Origin of the sequence: Draconibacterium mangrovi (genome assembly GCF_010586825.1) — a bacterium.
Classification (GTDB): Bacteria; Bacteroidota; Bacteroidia; order Bacteroidales; family Prolixibacteraceae; genus Draconibacterium; species Draconibacterium mangrovi.
This window is the reverse complement of sequence record NZ_JAAAGB010000013.1, coordinates 50,778-69,272: the sequence shown is the minus strand read 5'-3', so window position 1 is coordinate 69,272 and position 18,495 is coordinate 50,778. Positions and strand designations below refer to the sequence as shown.

Here is an 18,495-nt window from a genome sequence, read left to right as displayed (position 1 = left end):
TTTAATCATTACAAACTATATTGTTTTTATACCAAACCAAATCAACCGTGTCAACCAGTTTTTTTAGATCATCGTTGGTGTGGTTGGCACTTATTGATATACGAAATCGTTGTTTGTCAGCAGGCACAGCCGGAAACTCAATGGCATTTAAAAAGATCCCTTCGCGATTAAAATCGTTGGCCATTTTTCTAATGTTGGCACCTTGAGGAACATTTAGCGAAATAATTCCTGCCTGAGGAGGAGTTGTTATTCCAAAACGTTTGAGCTTGCGCGTTAAAAACGACACATTCTTTTTTAGTTGCACCCGTCGCCAGGGTTCATTTTCAATAACATCGATACCTGCCAGAACTGCCGCAATCGTTACCGGCGGCAACGAGGCTGAAAACATGTAAGTACGAGCCATAAATCGCAGATATTCGATCACTTCACGCGAGCCGGAGATAAATCCGCCATTTACCGCAAAGGCTTTGCTAAAGGTTCCCATAATTATTTCGTTGGTCCATTTTATTCGAAGTTCTTCCATAATGCCCTCGCCGTTAAATCCTAAAACACCCGTGCCATGTGCATCGTCAATAATAGTGTGTGCATTATATCGTTGTGCCATTGGAATAATTTTATCCAACGGAGCGATGTCGCCATCCATTGAGTAAACTCCTTCAACTGCCACAAAAAGGTCTCCGTCGGTTTTATGTGTATGTAATAAATCTTCCAATTGGTCGATGTTGTTGTGCTCGAAAGTGATACATTTTCCTCTTACCAGTTTTACTCCGTCGAAAAATGAAGCGTGGTTGTATTCGTCGGCAATAATTAGATCGTGCGGCGTACATAAGCCATAAAGTAAGCCCAGGTTTGCGTTGTAACCGCTAGTAAATATCATGGTGTCTTCAGTTCCTTTTAATTGGCTCAGCCTGTTTTCCAGTTCTTTCATCAGCGATGAATAACCGTTAAGCAGTGGCGGTCCGGCAATACCCACTCCGTACTGTTTTATGGCTTTTTTTACTGTTTCTTTAATGTGCGGGTGGTTGGCCAGCCCCAGGTAATTATTTGAACCGAACATTAACATTTCCTTCTTGTTCTCATCTTCATCAACGGCTATTACTGTGCGGTCGGTTGCCGAATCGATTACTCTCATGTATAAATGTTTGTCCTCTTTTTCCTGGTTTTGCAAGGAAACATGGAACAAATTAATCCGTTCATCCAGCGGTAATTTGCGGCCATTTTTCCAGGTACTGGAGAAATCAATACTGTACCCGTTGCCACGTTTTTCTTCCTCATTATGAGATTTCGTTTTCATGACTTTTTAGGTATTTTGTTAATCCATAAATGTATTCCTGAGGATCGGAAAAATCCCGCCCTCCAATATTAAAATCGCTCAAATCGAAAAGTTTTGATCCCGACACAAGCATTTTCTTTTCTTTCTGTATTGTCCCTATTTTTGTGAAATACTGTTCTCTGCTTTCCGCTTCTGCTAAAAAGTTTTTCTCATCATCTGGTTTAATGGTAAATACAAGCTCATATTCTCCACATTCACCCAAAAACAACAATTCTTCGGGAAGTTTTAGTTTAGCCATAAAAGCACTTGCAACCGGATCGGGATTTAAGCGGTCGATCAAAAAACCGGTGTTATTCAGCGAGGAAATGGTACGCAGTGCATTTACAATTCCATCGCTTGAGTCGATACAGGTTGTGGCAAACTCCTGTATTAACCGAGCCTCTTTATGACGGAGTTCGAATTGGGTGGTAATCTCACTGTCGATATTAAATAGCTGTAAGGCGGCTTCCAGGTTGCCGGATCCACAATTTCCTGTCATGTAAATAAGCTCGCCGGTTGCAGCTTTTTTTCGCATCAACGGTTTATCCGAATGCCCGATTGCAATTCCGGTGTAATGCCATTCATTCGAGGTTCCGAGGTCGCCACCGATAAATGCTGCTCCAGTTTCCACGAGAATTTCTGCTACACCACGCGACAACTCAATCAGGTATGAATTATCCCATTTATGCGGATTTAACGCAATTGAATGACTAAAATACTGAGGAGTGCCTCCCGAAGCGTAAATATCGCTTAAGGTTGCCACCGCCAGGTTTTTGCCAAGCTGATGGGGATCAGTGGTGCGAAAGTGATCTTCTTTTGAAAAATCGTCGACCGAAAAAAGCAAAAAACCATTTCTCTTTTTTAGGATCTCAGCATCGGATTCAAAAAGTTCGTTAAGCTGTTTTTTGCTGCGAGGCAGTTGTTCCGAGATGAGTGAAATTATATTTTCTTCCAGATTCATCGGGCCGCATTTTTGGTTTTCATAAACAAAGTTACGATACAACGAGTATGAAAAACAACAGTTAAAAGCCGGCTTTTATTTGTGCAGTATTGGTTTATATATAAGAATCTGCAAAATCGGAATCTCGATTATTATTTTTTACTGCAAACCTGACACAGGGGAAAGGAACTGGCAAAAATTGCTAAAAAAGTTGATTAACGCTTGTCGAAACCAGGACAATTAAGCAAAAGTATTTTGGAATATTTTGCCGAGTTTATTTTTCTTCAGACGGAGTATTGGCTTCCAGTGTCATTCCGGGGTAAAGGCTGAAGCGTTTTACATCGGTGGTGTAAATTTCAATCACTTCGTCATCATCGCTTTGCGGGGTATTGCTGAAATATAAATTGTAGGCGGCGTGCATGGGCACCATTACTTTGCAGTTTAGTTTTGGAGGAATTCGAATATCCATAAAATCGCAGTAGTTTTTGTCATCCCAAACCAAGTCTGTTAGCATGTTCACATAGATAGTGTCGTTTGTTGGGTTTATCAGGTTGATCTTTTTAAATTGCTGTTCAGAAGGTACATAGTCGACTTCGCACTCCAACATTGCACCAACAAAAGCAGATCCTAACCCAACCATTACTTCAGCAAAAATATTTCCACCCCGGCTGCTTTGCAGTGCTTTTTGTCGCTCGTAGCTCGATTTGTCGTAAATATATTTGGGGCTCGAACAGCTTTGAAAAAGTAGAAGGATGCTTATAGTCAGCAGATATGGCAGGTGTTTTTTCATGGCTAATTTGTTATTAAAATGATTTTTACAATTTTCATGCCTGAATTTCCGGGGAAAAGATTCCGAGATATTTATAAAAACTCCGTATACTTGAAACAGAAATTTAGCGTTATAAACAAAATTCAAAACTAATAGTTATGAAACAATTTCTTTTTGCTTCTCTGTTTGTTTTAATCGCATCGATTGGTTTTGCGCAACCTGTTTTCGATTTGGGGGTAAAAGCCGGAGTGCATTACTCAAACATGAGTCTTGACGGAAGTTCCGATCTTAGTTCGGATGCCATCACCAAAATGCATTGGGGGGCATTTGGTCGGGTAGGCTTTGACCGGCTCTATGTTCAGCCCGAAGTTTATTTTAGTAAAAAAGGTGGGGATTTATCGTTCAACGCCTTCTCCGGCGGTTTCGATTATAAAAACATTGATGTGCCTGTTCTTTTGGGATATAAACTGGTAAAAACTCCCGTACTCGATCTTCGGGTTATGGCCGGTCCGGTATTCAGTTTTGTTACCGATGCCGATTATCCGAGTGAGTTGGATCCATATTTGAGCGATGAGTTTTTTGAAGATAATTTATTTGGGGTACAATATGGTTTGGGTGTTGATGTTTTGTTCTTTACGCTTGATGCCCGCATGGAGCATTCCGGTAAAGTGTACGATGACCCGGATTTTGTTAACGGAAAATCAACATCGTTTATATTAACACTTGGTTTTAAAATTTTGTAACAACAATACAAAAGGCTTCGATTTATTCGAAGCCTTTTTTTGCTCTTATTTTTAATTACCTATGACAGTGATTAGAGCCTTTTCTAATGAACGATCTTCTCTATATCCTTCGGTACGAATCTAATGAACCAGTTCTTTTTTCAGAATTGTTTTGATTTCTCCCATCTGGCTCTCTGTGAGTGGACCAAACTCTAAAGCCCCTGCATTTTCTTCTATCTGTTTTACGGTTTTAAATCCCGGAATAGGAATTGTTCGTTTGCTTTTGCCCCATATCCATGCGAGTGCTCCCTGCGCCAGTGTTCGGCCATCGCTTCTTAATAGCTCGCCAATAGCTTCCAACTCTTTTAACAAGCTAGCCTTTGGTTTTCCATCTTCGAAGAACATATAATATTCGTCTCCCAGCAGATGTACTATCGAGCGGCAGTCATCCTCAGGTACGATTGACTGGTTGTTGTATTTTCCGGTAAGAACGCCCATTGCCAGTGGTCCGCGGTTAATGCTTGCAAGTTTTCGGTCTTTACACAGTTTTAGTATTTTTTTGTTACCAACAAAAACATTCAGTTCGTGTTGAACGGCGATGCAGTTATCTCCATCGGCAAAAAAGGCAGCACGTTCTTCATCGTCGGTACTCCAGCCGTAACCCCTTATTTTTCCTTCCTGTACGAGGTCTTCAAGCGTGTCGCGAATTAGTCCGGCAGCCTCCAGGTTTAGATTGGCAACGTGCAGCTGGTATAAATCAATGTAATCAGTTTTCAGTCGTGCAAGGCTGCTCTCTAATGCTTTTCGGGTGTATTCGGGTGTTACTTTAAGCCCCATTATAGCTTCGCTTGTTTTGGGATTGTAACCCATGCCAAATTTGGTGGCGATAACCAGCTTGTCGCGACGGCCTTTCAATACCTTCGAAATTAGTTTCTCGGAATGGCCGGCACCATAAACATCGGCTGTGTCGATGAAATTAATGCCCATTTCAATTCCTTTTTCCAACGCCCGTATCGATTCCGCGTCATCTACTTTTCCCCAGCCGAGTGGTAAAGATTGAAGATTTGTTGGACCTCCAATAGCCCAGCAGCCCATTCCCATGGCACTTACTTCAATCCCTGAATGTCCCAGTTTTCTTTTTAAATTGTTTTCCATAGTTTTTGCTTTAATTTATTTTACCACATATTCCACATTGTTATCAGGTCGCAAATCTGCACCTGGTTCTTTTTGTCGTGATACTTGTCAGAAAATTTACCATTAACGATCATATCTTCATTCATGAATGCTGCAACAGGTTTTGCCACAAAAACGGTGTGGTCGCCTGTAATATAGTTGACGATTACTTTACATTCTATATTCATAAAACACTCGGCTATTAGGGGTGCGTTTATTTTTTTGCCGGGCAAGGGAGTTAATCCGGCTTCTGCGTATTTGTTTACCTCGTTGCTGTGTGTTGTGCCAACCTTAAAAATAGCCTCAGTCAGCTCTGTTGTTGGAATATTCAATCCAAATTCTTTGGTTTCGATAATCAGAGAATGGCAAAAACGATAAGCCTCAGTGCCCTCCTCACCATTTCCAATTGATACTGATAATAAAAGTGGATTGTGAGAAGTTGGCGTTATCCAGCAAACGGTGATTATTCCGTTTACAGTTTTCTCGGCATTAGTGCAACTGAGCATAAAAACCTGTCCGTTACTGAGTAACCATGATAGTTTCATTACATCAGGCCCGTTCAGGTCAAATTCTATTTTTTCCATGATTTTGGTTTTATTGATTTTTAAAACTGATTAAACCGTCCTCTTCCATCTGCTCAATTTTAGATGCGTACAGCGTTGGCAAATAAGGATTGATGGGCCGAATTATGGCATCATTTGAATTTTAGTAATCACTATGCCCAGACCAGTAACAATATCTGATTCTTCAATGGTACAGTGCCCGTAATTTTCTACCGGAAGACTGGTGTGTAATAAGCCGTTATCATTTGACAATATCTTCGCACGGTAAATCTCATCGTGCCAGAAAGGAGTAACGTGATCTCCTGTAGTGTGTATGGTTACAAAAGGAATTTGGATATCGCCGGTAGTTTCATATTTTTTTACACTCATCATTGCAGTCATATAACTGTTTGCGTCAACACGTTGAATTTGGGCATTCAGTGCTTCATCATTCAGCGATCCACTGTAATCCGTTTCCAGGTTATTAAACGGTACAGTACCATCCAAACGATCAATTAAATCGTCGGTAATCATTATGTTATAACGTAGACATTGCAACGCAGCAGTTCCCATTGCCATTGGATTGGTCATGTCAGCCGGTACTTGTGCACAATTTAAAAGTTGTAATAATTTTATACTTCCTTGCAGTGCATCAGCATACAGAACCTGTTGTACTGCAGCAGGGAGTTCTCCCGATCGCCACTGGTCCATAATATTTTCTCCAACTCCCAATGGACTGCCGGTACTATAGCCTAACGTAGCAAGATCTTCTCCAAAGAAATAATTGAAAAGAACATGAAAGTTTCCGTTGTACTGTAATTGTCCGAAGAAGTCGCCAATTGGGCCGCAAATCGATAGAGCTCCGTCAAAGCTTTTGGGGTATCTTTCAAGTGTAAGGGCAGTAACCAATCCGCCTTCCGACGGACCTCCAAGGATGAAAACATCCGGTGGCATTTTTTTTAGCACCTTGCATACTTTTTTATGAAGTGCCTGTATATCTTCCACAGCTTCGTCAGCAATAAATCCATCATCACGGTAACTCGTGGTAGCATACCCAAATCCCATTCCGGTAATAATATCTTCTATTGACCTGTTACTTATTGTGTCGCTTGGTAAGTTGGGGCCTTCTCCCGGATCTTGTAATCCATGGGCATAAAAAATCATATAGCGGGTGTCCGTATCTTCCCAGCCTTCCGGTAACGAGATATACCATTCTGCTGCTCTTGCCAGAATTCCACTATATTTTCCTTCTTCTATTTCATGACTTTTTAGTAAGTCATCTTCATTAAGTAACTCTTCTGTAATTTCATCCTGAACGCAGGCTGCCATTGCAATTATCAGAAACATAATTAGAAATGATAAATAAGTTTTCATGACAATCAATTTTGAGTTTAACTTCAAGCTGATTTTATCACAAAAACTGACCGTGTAAGGGAAGTTCAGAAGAATCAGAAAACCAGATGTTCTACATTTTGTTCATTCATAACATCGCTCATTGTCCAAAAGTGTACATCGCCGGCCGTAACTTTAAAAATTTCACTTATGGATTCCAGATCTTTTCCGGCAATGTCGTCGAGGAACAGGCGTTCCTCATGCAAGCGGTGTAGCATTTTCGGATTGTTGACAAATTCAACAGTTCCGGTTAAACGCATTTGTTTGGCTTGGGCCAGATCATTCGGATTGTTGTAAAAACAAACTTCAACTTTCGGATTGTGGTGAAGTTGTTTCGACAAGTCTTTTGGAGAGAGTGTACCGAAATAAAAACCCGTTTTATCGGCAAAAAACAAGAGCACAGTTCTTACCCGTGGCTGATCGCCGTCGCAGGTTGCCAAATAGCAAACCGGGTTTGCTGAGGCAAACGAAATGTAATCATTTATATTCATGGCTAAGGATTTTTGGTGTAACACATAAGTTACAAAAAATCAGCATGAAAAGCAAGATGAAAAAAATCTTTAGGGATGCAAATCGGGATAATATAATTCTTATAAAAACCTTTTGAGATTAGCTGTTTGATTCGTCCTTTTTAAACCAATTTACCGGGTTTAACTGTTTCTTGTATTTGGTGAATAGTTCTTTTCCAACCAGCAGTCCTCCGGCCCAAAACACAACTTCCATCAATATAAAACTGGTGGTTGATGCAGCTACTTTGGTTTTAGTGGGCAGGTCAAAAAACGGGATGATAAGAGTGGCGGCAAAAAATACTCCGGAAAAGATCATTAAAAATATCCCGATTTTAATCTGACTGTTTTTTCTACTCATAAAAATCAGAACAATCGTTTTAGTGTATTGTTCCTTTAATCAATTCGTTTACCAGCCCAGTTTATTGCCTTGCTTATGTGTTGAATAATAAGTTGGTCCTGAAAAGCTTCGTGCGTATGCCCAAAAACAGTATAAAACGACCGGACACCGTCTTTCTCATTCCACCAGATAAGCGGATGATCGCCCATTTTCCAGTTGTCGTTTCGGGTACCCGAAATGGTATTTTCATCTAAACGGGCCAGAACATTTACATTTTTTCTCGGATTTTCTTTGAACGAGTACCATTCGTCAACGGTTGTATAGGTTTCCATGCCCTCGAAAGGTTGCATGGCCGGATGATCGAAGTTTTCGAAAATTACTGTTGCTTCCTGTGCCGGCGGATGGGTTAGAAAGTAGCCTCCAACAAGATTCCCGTATAACGGCCACTCATATTCGCAATCTGATGCCGCATGAATACCTACAAAACCTTTTCCGCTCTTTATAAATTTAGTAAATGCCTCCTGACCGGCATTACAGATGGCATCGCCCGTTGGATTTAAAAATACGGCCACGTCAATTTTAGAAAGTAAATCATCGCGCAATAGCGAAGCATCTTCGGTTGCTGTAACAATCCAGTTTTGTTTGGAGCTTTGATCGTAAATCATTTTTAAGCCTGACGAAATTGATTCGTGTCTGAATCCTTCAGTTTTACTAAAAACAAGCACGTGAAGTGCTTCCTGTTTTTGTTCATCCTGCTGAGCGTAGACTATGTTCATGAAAAAAAGGCTTAGTACAAAAAGTAGGGTATAGGTCTTCATAATTTTAGGTTTCTTATTAGGCGTGTAAGATTGTAAAAATTGTTTCGATTTTAAAACTATTATTTAAGTGTTTTACATATTCGGATTAATACTTTGTAAAAGAATGGTGTAAGCATTTGGCCCTTCGTTAAAAAGCAGATCGAGAATACTTAAATCAGGCATAAAACCATATTTATCAGAAAACACCTGGGTATATGGTTGCGCTTGAAATGCTGTATCGGGATTGTGCTTTAATTTTGGCGAGATTCCATCGCGTAAGTTGAAGGTGTTTTCAGGTACTTTTTCAAAATCTTCAGTTAAGCGGATTTTATTATCAATCTCGAAAAAATCGCAAAGTTGCTCGTGAATTTTCAGGTTAAAGTCAAGGAGGTATTTGCTTTTACTTTCAAAAAACGGGTACAGTTCATCCTGGTAATACTCGAAATACGGCGACGAGTTGTAGGCTGAGACGATGGTTTGCCAGTGGTTGCGCTGCCAGTTTTCGTCGTACGATATTTGCAGATCTTTTATAAGGATTTTTGGTCCTCGCCCTTTTACCACCGGAATAACCAGCGAAATTGGCCCGTTTCCTCCCAATATCAGGCAACGGTTGCGGTAGGTTTGTTTAGGAAAGTTCTCGAATTGCTCGAGGTAAACTTCGGAGTGGTATAAATAGCGTGTATAAAAATGTACCGGAGCAAAATAGGCAGTACTTAATAAGAGTGCTCTGTTATCCATATTTAGTCTTTAAAAAACGTGTCGTCATCATCGTCATCATCGTCCAGCTCAATTCCTTCCGGATCGCTTTCTTCTTCCGACTTTTGCGGATTGTGCATCTGATGCAATTCTTGTAGTTCTGAGTTAAATTTCAGCATTTGTTTGTATTCGCGTTTTACCTTCCAAAGTCGCGGATAAAAATAAAATGCCGAGATTAAATATCCCAGAAAAATGCAGCTTAATAAAATGAGCACCAACGGAGCATCTTTTATTTCCCAAAAAAATACATTAAGGGTAATGTCCATGGCATTTTGCAGGGTGAAAATTACCAGCAAAACGGCCAGAATCAGTAGAATTACAACGATTAGCTGCATAATTGATGGTTTTCAAGTATCAATCCCGAAATTATAAAAAAAGGATAACAGTTGCCTGCTATCCTTTAAACGAATATAATTTGTTTTAATTGTTAATGCACTTTGGTAAACAGGCGGTTAAAACGAATGTTAGCCGGGAAACCTTTGTCTTTATCCAGCGAAAGCCAGATGAATTTAGCTTTTCCAACCACGTGATCTTCGGGCACAAAACCCCAGTAACGCGAGTCGGCCGAGTTGTGGCGGTTGTCACCCATCATCCAGTAGTAGTCCATTTTAAACGTATAGGTTGTGGCTACTTCTCCGTTAATTTTTATCTGATCGCCGTTAACTTCCATATCGTTCGCTTCGTAAATATCGATTATGCGTTCGTAAAGAGGCAGATTATCAACAGTAAGATCGATCGTCTCGCCTTTTGACGGAACGGTTAGCGGTCCAAAATTGTCAACATTCCAGGGGTAACGCTCGTCGGTTGGGAAAATAGCACGTTCCCAGTCTCCGGGCTCTTCCAACATTTTTTCAACCGAAGTAACGTTGGCAAAATCTTTAATTTTTCCGGCTGCCTCTTCGGTTAAGGGCAATAAATATTGTTTGCTTGAAAAAGTGTTACGGTCAGCTTCCGAAATCCGCAGTCGGTCGAGTGCTTTCGGATTAATTGCTGTTCCGTTGGTTTCAACCAGGTAGTTGTACTGAACGCCATCGAATTTTTTCTGCTCTTCGTCGTTAACGTACAGCTGACCCATTTTAATCTCGATTTTATCGCCCGGAATTCCTACGCAACGTTTAATATAGTTTTCGCGTTTGTCAACAGGCCGTGAAATAATATCGCCAAAATTTCTTTTGTCGCTCCAAACTCTGCTTCGTCCGTACGATCTTATCAACTGGTAATAACTCTGGGTAGGTGCTCCCAAAGCTACTGTGTCGCCTTCCGGGAAATGGAAAACAACAACGTCATTATTCTTTACATCAGTAAAACCTGCCAGACGTTTGTAAGGTCGCTGAATGGCTTCAGAATATGATTTTCCGCCAACAACCGGCATGGTGTTGTGCACAAAAGGAAACGATAGCGGCGTGTTAGGCGTTTTTGGCCCGTAAGCCGTTTTGCTTACAAAAAGGTAATCGCCCACCAACATCGATTTTTCCATCGATGAGGTTGGAATCGTGTATGCTTCAATAAAAAACATACGAATAAAAGTAGCCGCAATTACCGCAAAAATTATCGCGTCGACCCATTCAACAACCTTAGTTTGTTTGCCGTTGGGCGGGTTTTTCTTTTTCCAAAATGCCCAGTGTACTTTTTCGGTAATGTAAATGTCGAAAATTATGGCCAGTCCCAGAAACCACAAGTAACTTCCCAGCCAGATTACCCAAAGCGAGTAAAGTATTCCTACAGTGATGAATTTAAACCACTTATTTGTTAGGATCGAACGTATCATTAATTCTAATTTTATAATTTTAGTAAGTCTTTCATAGTTAAAATGCCTTTGTTATCAAGGCAATATTCGGCTGCCAGCACGGCGCCCGATGCAAATCCGGTGCGACTTTTTGCACTGTGTGTGATTTCAATAAAGTCGATCTCCGATTCGTATTTTACGGTGTGAATACCGGGCACTTGTCCAACGCGCTCCGATTTAATGTTCATTTCATTGTCGGCAGGCGTTTTGTCGTTCACCCAGGCATCTTTAGCCGGAAGGTTTTCAATAATATCTTCGGCCAGGCTGATTGCTGTTCCACTTGGTGCATCCAGCTTTTTGGTGTGATGAACTTCGGTCATTTCAACACTATACTCAGCACGCGGAGCCATCAACTCTGCTAGTTTTTTATTCAGCTCGAAAAACAGGTTTACACCTACCGAAAAGTTACTTCCATAAAAAAATGTACCATCTGTTTCGGCACATTTACTATACACTTCTTCTTTTTTATCAAGCCAGCCGGTTGTTCCGCTAACTACGGGAATACCCGCCTCGAAACACAATTTATAGTTATTTACTGCTGATGCAGGAATAGTAAATTCAATGGCAACATCGCATTTTTTGAGATTCTCTACCGTAAGGTCGTTTTGATTATCGAGATCGATGGTGAGGCCAATTTCGTGACCGCGTGACACCGCGATTTTCTCAATTTCCTTTCCCATTCTCCCGTAGCCAATTAGTGCAATTCTCATTATTTTGCTGATTATCTGTTTTTAGAATAAGCCACAAATATAAAACAATACTCAAATGTAGCCATAGTAGTTTTGCACTTAAAATTATTTCGATGAACACAAGCGGGAAAGGGGTGAACAGGATTAACGGAAATTTAAAGCCGCAAATATTCAGCTAATTGATTTTTAGCTAATTTTATCGGGATAATTGAAGGAGATGAAAAACATAAAACTTGTTGCAACTGATTTGGATGGTACTTTTCTGAAAAATGACCGTACCGTTAGCCAGGCAAATATTGATGCTTTGCAAAAACTCGGTGAGAAACAGATCGTTCGGGTTGCAGCAACTGGCCGGAATTTACAAAAAGTAAAAGATGTGTTGCAGCCCGATCTGCCATTCGATTATGTGGTGTTTTCGTCGGGAGCAGGAGTTTACAACTGGCAAAAAAAAGAGCTTATTGCCAACCAAAATATAAAAGTGTCGTCGGCAAAAAAACTGCTCACACACTTTATTAATCAGGATGTAAATTTTCATGCTTTTTACCCGGTTCCCGATAATCACAAGCATTACTACTACCGCGGAAAGGACGATTGCGAGGAGTTTGAACGTTACTTTAAATTTAATGTGGCGCATGCTGAACCGTTGAACACCGGTGAGCTGCCAAATGGTGAATTGTGCCAGTTCCTAATCATTATAAAACAGAACGAAGAGCGATTTAATAGCCTGAAAAAAGAGATTGAAGCTTTGTGTCCCGAGATCAGGGTGATCCGGGCATCGTCGCCAATTACGCCGGGATTTATCTGGATTGAGGTGTTTCATCATTCGGTATCAAAAGGAAACGGTGTGAACGAAATCTGTAAACGACTGGGAATTTCGAAAGACGAAACCATGGGGCTGGGAAACGATTACAACGATTTTGATTTGCTGGAATTTACCATGCACTCGTTTTTAACCGAGAACTCGCCACACGAAATAAAAGACAAATATCCGATCATCCCAAGCAATGAAAACGATGCCTTTGCTTACTCTGTACAATCGTTATTGACTTAAAATTGTTCTTATTCAATCAGAAAAGACTACTCCTGTGAATTTTTGTTTGAATACCGGAATTATAAGTTGCTGAAATAATTCTGTCATTTCGAACGTAGAGTGAAATCGGTAGCTATTCTGAAAGTTGGTCAGAGATTTCTCAGTCGTGCCTCCTTCGAAATGACAGTTAGCTAAATAGCATGCGTGCTTCCACCAGTTGTGCAGGTTTGCCAACATCCATCCACAATTCAGAAGTATCAAAGTAACCTCTTATATTTTTGGTTTTTGCCAGTTCGAGGTATACCTGAACGATTGAAAAACGATCTTCGTCGGGCATAAAATCAAAAATTTGCGGCTCTACAATATGAATGCCGCTAAAAGCCATTTCTGTAGCTTCCTGAAAATTTTCAGGCCTGGAAATTTTTGTTTCGCCCGTTTTTTTATTGATCCAACCCACGAGGTTGTGCTCCGCATCGAACTTAAAGTAACGTTGTGTTTCGCGCTGCCGAACAACCAAGGTGGCAATGGCATTTGATTGGGTATGCTGCGCCAATACATCGTGCAAATTAATGTTGCTCAGAATATCAACATTGTAAATAAGTATCGGCTCGCCGGGTGCGAAAAGGTGCGATGCAAATTTTAGACCGCCACCTGTTTCAAGCAGTTTGTCGCTTTCGTCGGAGATAAGTATCGGAACACTCCAGCTCTTGCTATTAATAAAATCAATTACCTGAGGCGCAAAATGATGAACGTTTACCACTATTCTTGTGGCTCCTTCAGCACTCAGTTTCTCAATGGCATGCTGCAGCAAGGGTTTACCGCCAACTTCAACCAGTGCTTTTGGTTTATCGGCCGTTTCGTCTTTTAAACGGGTGCCCAAACCGGCGGCGAATAACATTGCTTGCATAGTTCAATTTTTAGGATTTGAATATCGAATGATGATTAACTAATTAAGATTGCAGGAGTATTAACCGATGTGTTGATCGCAATTTTAACACATCATCAATCACAAATCGTTAATCGACATTCGAAACTCAGTTTTTATCTTATCCGATCCAGACTCCTTACCAATGCTTCGTCTTTACCGATGGCGCGAATAGCCAACCAGTCAAGAATAACACAAACAAGCGGCAGGGCAACAGCAACCTTAAAGGCCACTTTTACTTCCTCGAAACTGGCATAAGTAAAATAAAAGAACAGTCCGAAAAGCCCCAGCATCAGGATTATTGTAAATGCAAGAATACGGATTTGAAGTATACGTTTTTTGTATAAAAACAATGCCACCAGATGAAGCACGGCAATAATGCCAATCAGAATCATTAACGGCAAACCGCTAAAAAGTAATTCCTCATCTTTAAAAATTCCAAAAGCATTAAAAATATGCAGCTGATCGTTAACGATGATGTCTGCAAATTTCTGAAGGTATAACGAACCGATTAACATACCGGCCGCCAGCATAAACAAGGTCTGAATTCTTTGAATCATTGTCGTAAATTTTTAGCAAAAATAGCCAATCAAAATATTTCTCAAAACCAAATCGGCTGTGTGTGGTTAAAAATCATCGGGAAAGCTTAATTTTGATAGGAAAAAACTATGATTACAGGTAAACAATAAAAAAACTGCATTGTTTCTTCAATATCATATTAAAGTTAATTAAAAATCAACTATGGATAAATTTTCGTCTGTGGGAAACCAGGAAATCGAGGCGATTGAGAACCTATACCAGTCTTATCTTGAAGATCCGAATTCGGTAGATAAGAGCTGGCAACAGTTTTTTTCGGGTTTTGAACTGGCCCGAATGCAATACCCTGAGAAACCGTCGGGAATAAAACCCGACAATATCGATAAAGAATTTGCCATTTTAAATCTTATACATGGCTATCGTCAGCGTGGACACCTGTTCACCAAAACCAACCCCGTTCGTGCGCGTCGTACCTACTCTCCAACGCTCGATATCGAGAATTTCGGTTTGGAAAAGGCTGATCTGGAAAAAACATTTCAGGCCGGTAACGAAATTGGAATCGGTGCGGCAAAGCTAAAAGACATTATTGCGCATCTTGAGGCCACTTATTGCCGGTCGGTAGGTGTTGAATATGTTTATATGCGGCATCCGGAAGTGGTGCAATGGTTGCGCGAACGAATGGAAAGCACAAAGAACTCGGAAGCATTTACCGATGAAAAGCGAAAGCACTTTTTCTACCATTTGAAGCTGGCTGTTGGTTTCGAGAATTTTATTCATAAAAAGTTTGTTGGCCAAAAACGTTTTTCACTGGAGGGAGCAGAGGCCTTAATTCCTGCCCTCGATGCAGTTATTGAACGTGGTGCCGAGCTGGGTATGGAAGAATTTATTCTGGGAATGGCGCACCGCGGGCGATTAAATGTGTTGGCCAATATTCTGGAAAAACCTTACCAGAATATTTTTAAGGAATTTTACGGAACCGAATACGAAGACGATATTGCACAGGGCGATGTAAAATATCACCTGGGTTATGAAAATGATGTGGAAACCGATTTTGGTAAGAAAGTAAAACTGAAACTGGTTCCCAATCCGTCGCATTTAGAGACGGTTGCGCCGATTGTTGAAGGAATGGTTCGTTCTCAGATAGAATACGAATACCAGCGCGATTACAGTAAAGCGGCTGCCATTATTATTCATGGCGACGCGGCAATTGCAACACAGGGCGTAGTTTACGAAACCATCCAAATGTCGCAATTGCCGGGATATAAAACAGGTGGAACAATCCATTTGGTAATTAACAACCAGGTTGGATTTACCACTCCATATATCGAGGCACGTTCGAGCACGTATTGTACCGACGTTGCAAAAGTAACCCGTTCACCCGTTTTCCATGTAAATGGCGACGATGTTGAATCGCTGGTCTGGACAATTAAACTGGCCATGGAATTCCGTCAGAAGTTTCATTCTGATGTGTTTATCGATATTCTGTGTTACCGAAAATACGGACACAACGAAGGCGATGAGCCGCGTTTTACCCAGCCGATGTTGTATAAAGCCATCTCAAAACATAAAAATCCACGCGATATTTATGCCGATAAACTCAACGAACTGGGAATTATGACCCACGAAGAATCGCGGGAAAAGATTCGTGAGTTCGACCAGTTACTGGAAGGTAAATACACGGAATCGGAGAAGATTGAAAAGTTACAGATTCGAAAATTCCTGGTAAAGGAGTACGAACAATACGAAATGCCTTCGAAAGCCAACTTTAACGAGCGGGTTGAAACAGGCGTTGGAGAGGAAACCATTCGAAATGTAGCTGAAAAGATTTATACGCTACCTACTGATTTGCCATTCTTCAAAAAGGTAAATCGGATTATTTCCGACCGGAAAATGATGGTTCATGATAACCGTTTGGATTGGGCAATGGGAGAGTTGCTGGCTTACGGTACACTGGTTGCCGAAGGTCATCCGGTGCGTTTAAGCGGACAGGACAGCGAGCGCGGAACCTTTGCTCACCGTCATGCTGCTTTCGTTATTGAAGGCTCGGAAGATAAATATTTCCCGCTGAAGCATGTGTCGGAAGACCAGGCACGTTTTAAAGTGTACAATTCGCCGTTGTCGGAATACGCGGTAATGGGATTTGAATACGGTTATGCTTTGTCCGAGCCAAACGGACTGACTATTTGGGAAGCCCAGTTTGGTGATTTTCATAACGTGGCGCAGGTGATAATCGATCAGTACATTACCTCGGCCTTCGAAAAATGGGGACTGATGAATAACCTGACGCTGTTGTTACCTCATGGTTTTGAGGGGCAGGGACCGGAACACTCGTCGGCACGCCTCGAACGTTTCCTTGAGCTTTCGGCAAATAATAATATTCAGGTGGTAATGCCTACCACGCCGGCCAATATGTTTCACTTGTTGCGCCGCCAGGTGAAAATGAAAATGCGCCTGCCGTTGGTAGTGTTTACGCCAAAGAGTTTGTTGCGTCACCCGATGGTGCATTCAACGATTGAAGAACTGGCAAAAGGACATTTTAACGAAATTATCGATGATCCGGTTGCAGAACCTGATTTGGTAGAAAAAGTAGTATTTGTTACGGGTCGTTTGTATTACGATCTGGCAAAATACAAATCGGAGCACGGCATTTCGAATACGGCAGTTGTGCGTCTGGAGCAAATTCACCCGATTCCAAATAAGCAGATCAATGAAATACTGAGTAAATATTCAAAATCATCCGAGTTGATATGGGCACAGGACGAACCCGAAAACATGGGAGCGTGGCCGTTTATCAACCGCAAATTAGATTGCCTTGGATTTAAAGTTGTTGCCCGCCCTGAAAGCGCCAGCCCTGCGGTTGGACTGATGGAAAAACACAAAAAAGGCCTCGACCAGATTTTGGAGACAGTGTTTAAACAAAAAGAAGTTGTAGCTTCATAAAAAACCAAAATATGATTATTGAAATCAAAGTTCCCAGTCCGGGAGAATCTATAACCGAAGTTGAAATTGGCAGTTGGCTTGTTGAAGACGGAGCCGTTGTTGCCAAAAATCAGGAAATAGCCGAAGTTGAATCAGACAAAGCCACACTAACCATTGTAGCCAGCGAAGGCGGAAAAATTGCCATTAAAGCCGAAGAAGGAGAAGCTGTTGAAGTTGGTGCAGTGGTTTGTACTATTGATACGAGCGTGGAAGCACCGGCAGCTGAAAGTGGCCAGTCTCAGTCTCAGTCTCAGTCTCAGTCGACAGATAAGGAACCTGCATCAAACGTGAAGGATCAAGAATCCAGTATCCAGAATCCAGTATCCAGAATCCAGTATCCAGAATCCAGCACCGAACACGATAAGGTAAAAGTAACATCGGTAGCAAAGGAAATGATGAAAGAGCATGGCCTGTCGGTTGACGATGTGATAAATGGCTTGAAACGCCTGGGCAAAAAAGAAGTGGAAGCTGTGGTAAATGCGCCGCAGGCCGCTGCTGCCGCCATTCCGCAAAAAGAGGCAACACGCGACGAAGAACGTGAGCGTATGTCGAGCCTGCGCAGGAAGTTAAGCGCACGCCTTGTTTCGGTGAAAAACGAAACGGCAATGCTCACCACTTTTAACGAGATCGACATGAGCTACGTAATGGATATGCGCAAAAAGTACCAGCAGAAATTTGTGGATACCCACGGATTAAAACTGGGCTTTATGTCGTTTTTCACCAAGGCGGTTGCTACGGCTATGGATTTCCACCCGATGGTGAATGCACAGATCGATGGCGAAGAAATTGTAATGCCTAAGTTTGTTGATGTGGGTATTGCGGTATCAACACCAAAAGGATTGATGGTGCCCATTGTGCGCAATGCCGAAAGTAAATCGATTCCGGCAATTGAACTCGAAATAAAGGAACTGGCCGAAAAGGCACGAAATAAAAAGATTACGGTTGAAGAATTAACCGGCGGAACATTTACCATTACCAATGGTGGTGTTTTCGGGTCGTTGCTATCAACGCCGATTATTAACCCGCCGCAATCGGGTATTCTGGGCATGCACAATATTGTTGAGCGTCCGGTGGCTGTAAACGGCCAGGTGGTAATTCGCCCGATGATGTATGTGGCGCTGTCGTACGATCACCGTATTATCGATGGTAAAGATTCGGTAGGTTTCCTGGTGAAACTGAAAGAATTGCTCGAAAACCCGGAACGCTTATTTACCGGAGGAAAAGATGCCGGTGAACTGATGCTGGGGATCTAATCTCAGTTTGCAGTCTCAGTTGACAGAAAGGATGCCATCCGTATAAG

At 41.5% G+C, this 18,495-nt stretch carries 19 protein-coding genes; 4 read left to right on the top strand and 15 right to left on the bottom strand.

Features of this window, described 5'->3' with window-relative positions:
- Position 1 precedes the first annotated feature (1 nt).
- The 3 genes from G4420_RS21285 to G4420_RS21275 all read right to left on the bottom strand — a co-directional run bounded on the left by G4420_RS21285 (position 2) and on the right by G4420_RS21275 (position 3,042).
- A complete protein-coding gene (locus G4420_RS21285; protein WP_163325966.1) occupies positions 2 to 1,294 on the bottom strand; it encodes an aminotransferase class I/II-fold pyridoxal phosphate-dependent enzyme in 1,293 nt (430 codons plus the stop codon).
- Positions 1,275 to 2,273 (bottom strand): thiamine-phosphate kinase, encoded by a 999-nt coding sequence (locus G4420_RS21280; protein WP_163325965.1) that lies wholly within the window; start codon positions 2,271 to 2,273, stop codon positions 1,275 to 1,277. Before G4420_RS21280 ends, G4420_RS21285 begins: the two co-directional genes overlap by 20 nt.
- Positions 2,274 to 2,526: 253 nt before the next feature.
- Positions 2,527 to 3,042 (bottom strand): hypothetical protein, encoded by a 516-nt coding sequence (locus G4420_RS21275; RefSeq protein WP_163325964.1) that lies wholly within the window; start codon positions 3,040 to 3,042, stop codon positions 2,527 to 2,529.
- A gap of 137 nt (positions 3,043 to 3,179) precedes the next feature.
- On the opposite strand from G4420_RS21275, the gene G4420_RS21270 reads away from it, so the two are divergent.
- Positions 3,180 to 3,764: an outer membrane beta-barrel protein gene (locus G4420_RS21270; protein ID WP_163325963.1), complete on the top strand. Its 585-nt coding sequence runs from the start codon at positions 3,180 to 3,182 to the stop codon at positions 3,762 to 3,764.
- Between the two features lie 120 nt (positions 3,765 to 3,884).
- On the opposite strand, the gene G4420_RS21265 is transcribed toward G4420_RS21270, so the two are convergent.
- The 10 genes from G4420_RS21265 to dapB all read right to left on the bottom strand — a co-directional run bounded on the left by G4420_RS21265 (position 3,885) and on the right by dapB (position 11,745).
- Positions 3,885 to 4,898: an aldo/keto reductase gene (locus tag G4420_RS21265; protein ID WP_163325962.1), complete on the bottom strand. Its 1,014-nt coding sequence runs from the start codon at positions 4,896 to 4,898 to the stop codon at positions 3,885 to 3,887.
- A gap of 20 nt (positions 4,899 to 4,918) precedes the next feature.
- Positions 4,919 to 5,500: a flavin reductase family protein gene (locus G4420_RS21260; protein WP_163325961.1), complete on the bottom strand. Its 582-nt coding sequence runs from the start codon at positions 5,498 to 5,500 to the stop codon at positions 4,919 to 4,921.
- Between the two features lie 102 nt (positions 5,501 to 5,602).
- Entirely contained in the window at positions 5,603 to 6,832 is a 1,230-nt protein-coding gene (locus G4420_RS21255; protein WP_163325960.1) for an alpha/beta fold hydrolase, read from the bottom strand.
- A gap of 74 nt (positions 6,833 to 6,906) precedes the next feature.
- Complete coding sequence (locus G4420_RS21250; RefSeq protein ID WP_163325959.1) at positions 6,907 to 7,341, bottom strand: pyridoxamine 5'-phosphate oxidase family protein; 435 nt, start codon at positions 7,339 to 7,341, stop codon at positions 6,907 to 6,909.
- Between the two features lie 118 nt (positions 7,342 to 7,459).
- A complete protein-coding gene (locus tag G4420_RS21245; RefSeq protein ID WP_163325958.1) occupies positions 7,460 to 7,717 on the bottom strand; it encodes a transporter suffix domain-containing protein in 258 nt (85 codons plus the stop codon).
- 35 nt (positions 7,718 to 7,752) lie between these two features.
- Positions 7,753 to 8,472: a ThuA domain-containing protein gene (locus tag G4420_RS21240; RefSeq protein ID WP_163325957.1), complete on the bottom strand. Its 720-nt coding sequence runs from the start codon at positions 8,470 to 8,472 to the stop codon at positions 7,753 to 7,755.
- A 114-nt stretch (positions 8,473 to 8,586) separates the two neighbouring features.
- Positions 8,587 to 9,231 carry a WbqC family protein gene (locus tag G4420_RS21235; RefSeq protein WP_163325956.1) on the bottom strand — a complete coding sequence of 215 codons (645 nt, stop codon included), beginning with the start codon at positions 9,229 to 9,231 and terminating at the stop codon, positions 8,587 to 8,589.
- Positions 9,232 to 9,233: 2 nt separating this feature from the next.
- Entirely contained in the window at positions 9,234 to 9,584 is a 351-nt protein-coding gene (locus G4420_RS21230; protein WP_163325955.1) for a LapA family protein, read from the bottom strand.
- A gap of 92 nt (positions 9,585 to 9,676) precedes the next feature.
- Positions 9,677 to 11,017: a signal peptidase I gene (gene lepB / locus G4420_RS21225; RefSeq protein ID WP_163325954.1), complete on the bottom strand. Its 1,341-nt coding sequence runs from the start codon at positions 11,015 to 11,017 to the stop codon at positions 9,677 to 9,679.
- An 11-nt stretch (positions 11,018 to 11,028) separates the two neighbouring features.
- Positions 11,029 to 11,745: a 4-hydroxy-tetrahydrodipicolinate reductase gene (gene dapB, locus G4420_RS21220; RefSeq protein WP_163325953.1), complete on the bottom strand. Its 717-nt coding sequence runs from the start codon at positions 11,743 to 11,745 to the stop codon at positions 11,029 to 11,031.
- 196 nt (positions 11,746 to 11,941) lie between these two features.
- Here dapB and G4420_RS21215 point away from each other — a divergent pair, with 196 nt between their 5' ends.
- Complete coding sequence (locus G4420_RS21215; RefSeq protein ID WP_163325952.1) at positions 11,942 to 12,775, top strand: HAD-IIB family hydrolase; 834 nt, start codon at positions 11,942 to 11,944, stop codon at positions 12,773 to 12,775.
- A gap of 166 nt (positions 12,776 to 12,941) precedes the next feature.
- On the opposite strand, the gene G4420_RS21210 is transcribed toward G4420_RS21215, so the two are convergent.
- Together G4420_RS21210 and G4420_RS21205 are read right to left on the bottom strand one after the other, a co-directional pair.
- Positions 12,942 to 13,661, bottom strand: coding sequence for a nucleotidyltransferase family protein (locus G4420_RS21210; protein ID WP_163325951.1), 720 nt, complete (start codon positions 13,659 to 13,661; stop codon positions 12,942 to 12,944).
- 134 nt (positions 13,662 to 13,795) lie between these two features.
- Positions 13,796 to 14,239 (bottom strand): DUF4293 domain-containing protein, encoded by a 444-nt coding sequence (locus G4420_RS21205; protein ID WP_045030624.1) that lies wholly within the window; start codon positions 14,237 to 14,239, stop codon positions 13,796 to 13,798.
- Positions 14,240 to 14,420: 181 nt separating this feature from the next.
- Here G4420_RS21205 and G4420_RS21200 point away from each other — a divergent pair, with 181 nt between their 5' ends.
- Positions 14,421 to 17,156 carry a 2-oxoglutarate dehydrogenase E1 component gene (locus tag G4420_RS21200; protein WP_163325950.1) on the top strand — a complete coding sequence of 912 codons (2,736 nt, stop codon included), beginning with the start codon at positions 14,421 to 14,423 and terminating at the stop codon, positions 17,154 to 17,156.
- A gap of 11 nt (positions 17,157 to 17,167) precedes the next feature.
- Positions 17,168 to 18,448, top strand: a complete 1,281-nt coding sequence (gene odhB / locus G4420_RS21195; protein ID WP_163325949.1) for a 2-oxoglutarate dehydrogenase complex dihydrolipoyllysine-residue succinyltransferase — start codon at positions 17,168 to 17,170, stop codon at positions 18,446 to 18,448.
- Positions 18,449 to 18,495 lie beyond the last annotated feature (47 nt).

Excerpts from the sequence above, each read along its gene's own strand:
- G4420_RS21285 (WP_163325966.1), bottom strand. The coding sequence starts at position 1,294 with ATGAAAACGAAATCTCATAATGAGGAAGAAAAACGTGGCAACGGGTAC.
- G4420_RS21280 (WP_163325965.1), bottom strand. The coding sequence starts at position 2,273 with ATGAATCTGGAAGAAAATATAATTTCACTCATCTCGGAACAACTGCCT.
- G4420_RS21275 (WP_163325964.1), bottom strand. The coding sequence starts at position 3,042 with ATGAAAAAACACCTGCCATATCTGCTGACTATAAGCATCCTTCTACTT.
- G4420_RS21270 (WP_163325963.1), top strand. The coding sequence starts at position 3,180 with ATGAAACAATTTCTTTTTGCTTCTCTGTTTGTTTTAATCGCATCGATT.
- G4420_RS21265 (WP_163325962.1), bottom strand. The coding sequence starts at position 4,898 with ATGGAAAACAATTTAAAAAGAAAACTGGGACATTCAGGGATTGAAGTA.
- G4420_RS21260 (WP_163325961.1), bottom strand. The coding sequence starts at position 5,500 with ATGGAAAAAATAGAATTTGACCTGAACGGGCCTGATGTAATGAAACTA.
- G4420_RS21255 (WP_163325960.1), bottom strand. The coding sequence starts at position 6,832 with ATGAAAACTTATTTATCATTTCTAATTATGTTTCTGATAATTGCAATG.
- G4420_RS21250 (WP_163325959.1), bottom strand. The coding sequence starts at position 7,341 with ATGAATATAAATGATTACATTTCGTTTGCCTCAGCAAACCCGGTTTGC.
- G4420_RS21245 (WP_163325958.1), bottom strand. The coding sequence starts at position 7,717 with ATGAGTAGAAAAAACAGTCAGATTAAAATCGGGATATTTTTAATGATC.
- G4420_RS21240 (WP_163325957.1), bottom strand. The coding sequence starts at position 8,472 with ATGAACATAGTCTACGCTCAGCAGGATGAACAAAAACAGGAAGCACTT.
- G4420_RS21235 (WP_163325956.1), bottom strand. The coding sequence starts at position 9,231 with ATGGATAACAGAGCACTCTTATTAAGTACTGCCTATTTTGCTCCGGTA.
- G4420_RS21230 (WP_163325955.1), bottom strand. The coding sequence starts at position 9,584 with ATGCAGCTAATCGTTGTAATTCTACTGATTCTGGCCGTTTTGCTGGTA.
- lepB (WP_163325954.1), bottom strand. The coding sequence starts at position 11,017 with ATGATACGTTCGATCCTAACAAATAAGTGGTTTAAATTCATCACTGTA.
- dapB (WP_163325953.1), bottom strand. The coding sequence starts at position 11,745 with ATGAGAATTGCACTAATTGGCTACGGGAGAATGGGAAAGGAAATTGAG.
- G4420_RS21215 (WP_163325952.1), top strand. The coding sequence starts at position 11,942 with ATGAAAAACATAAAACTTGTTGCAACTGATTTGGATGGTACTTTTCTG.
- G4420_RS21210 (WP_163325951.1), bottom strand. The coding sequence starts at position 13,661 with ATGCAAGCAATGTTATTCGCCGCCGGTTTGGGCACCCGTTTAAAAGAC.
- G4420_RS21205 (WP_045030624.1), bottom strand. The coding sequence starts at position 14,239 with ATGATTCAAAGAATTCAGACCTTGTTTATGCTGGCGGCCGGTATGTTA.
- G4420_RS21200 (WP_163325950.1), top strand. The coding sequence starts at position 14,421 with ATGGATAAATTTTCGTCTGTGGGAAACCAGGAAATCGAGGCGATTGAG.
- odhB (WP_163325949.1), top strand. The coding sequence starts at position 17,168 with ATGATTATTGAAATCAAAGTTCCCAGTCCGGGAGAATCTATAACCGAA.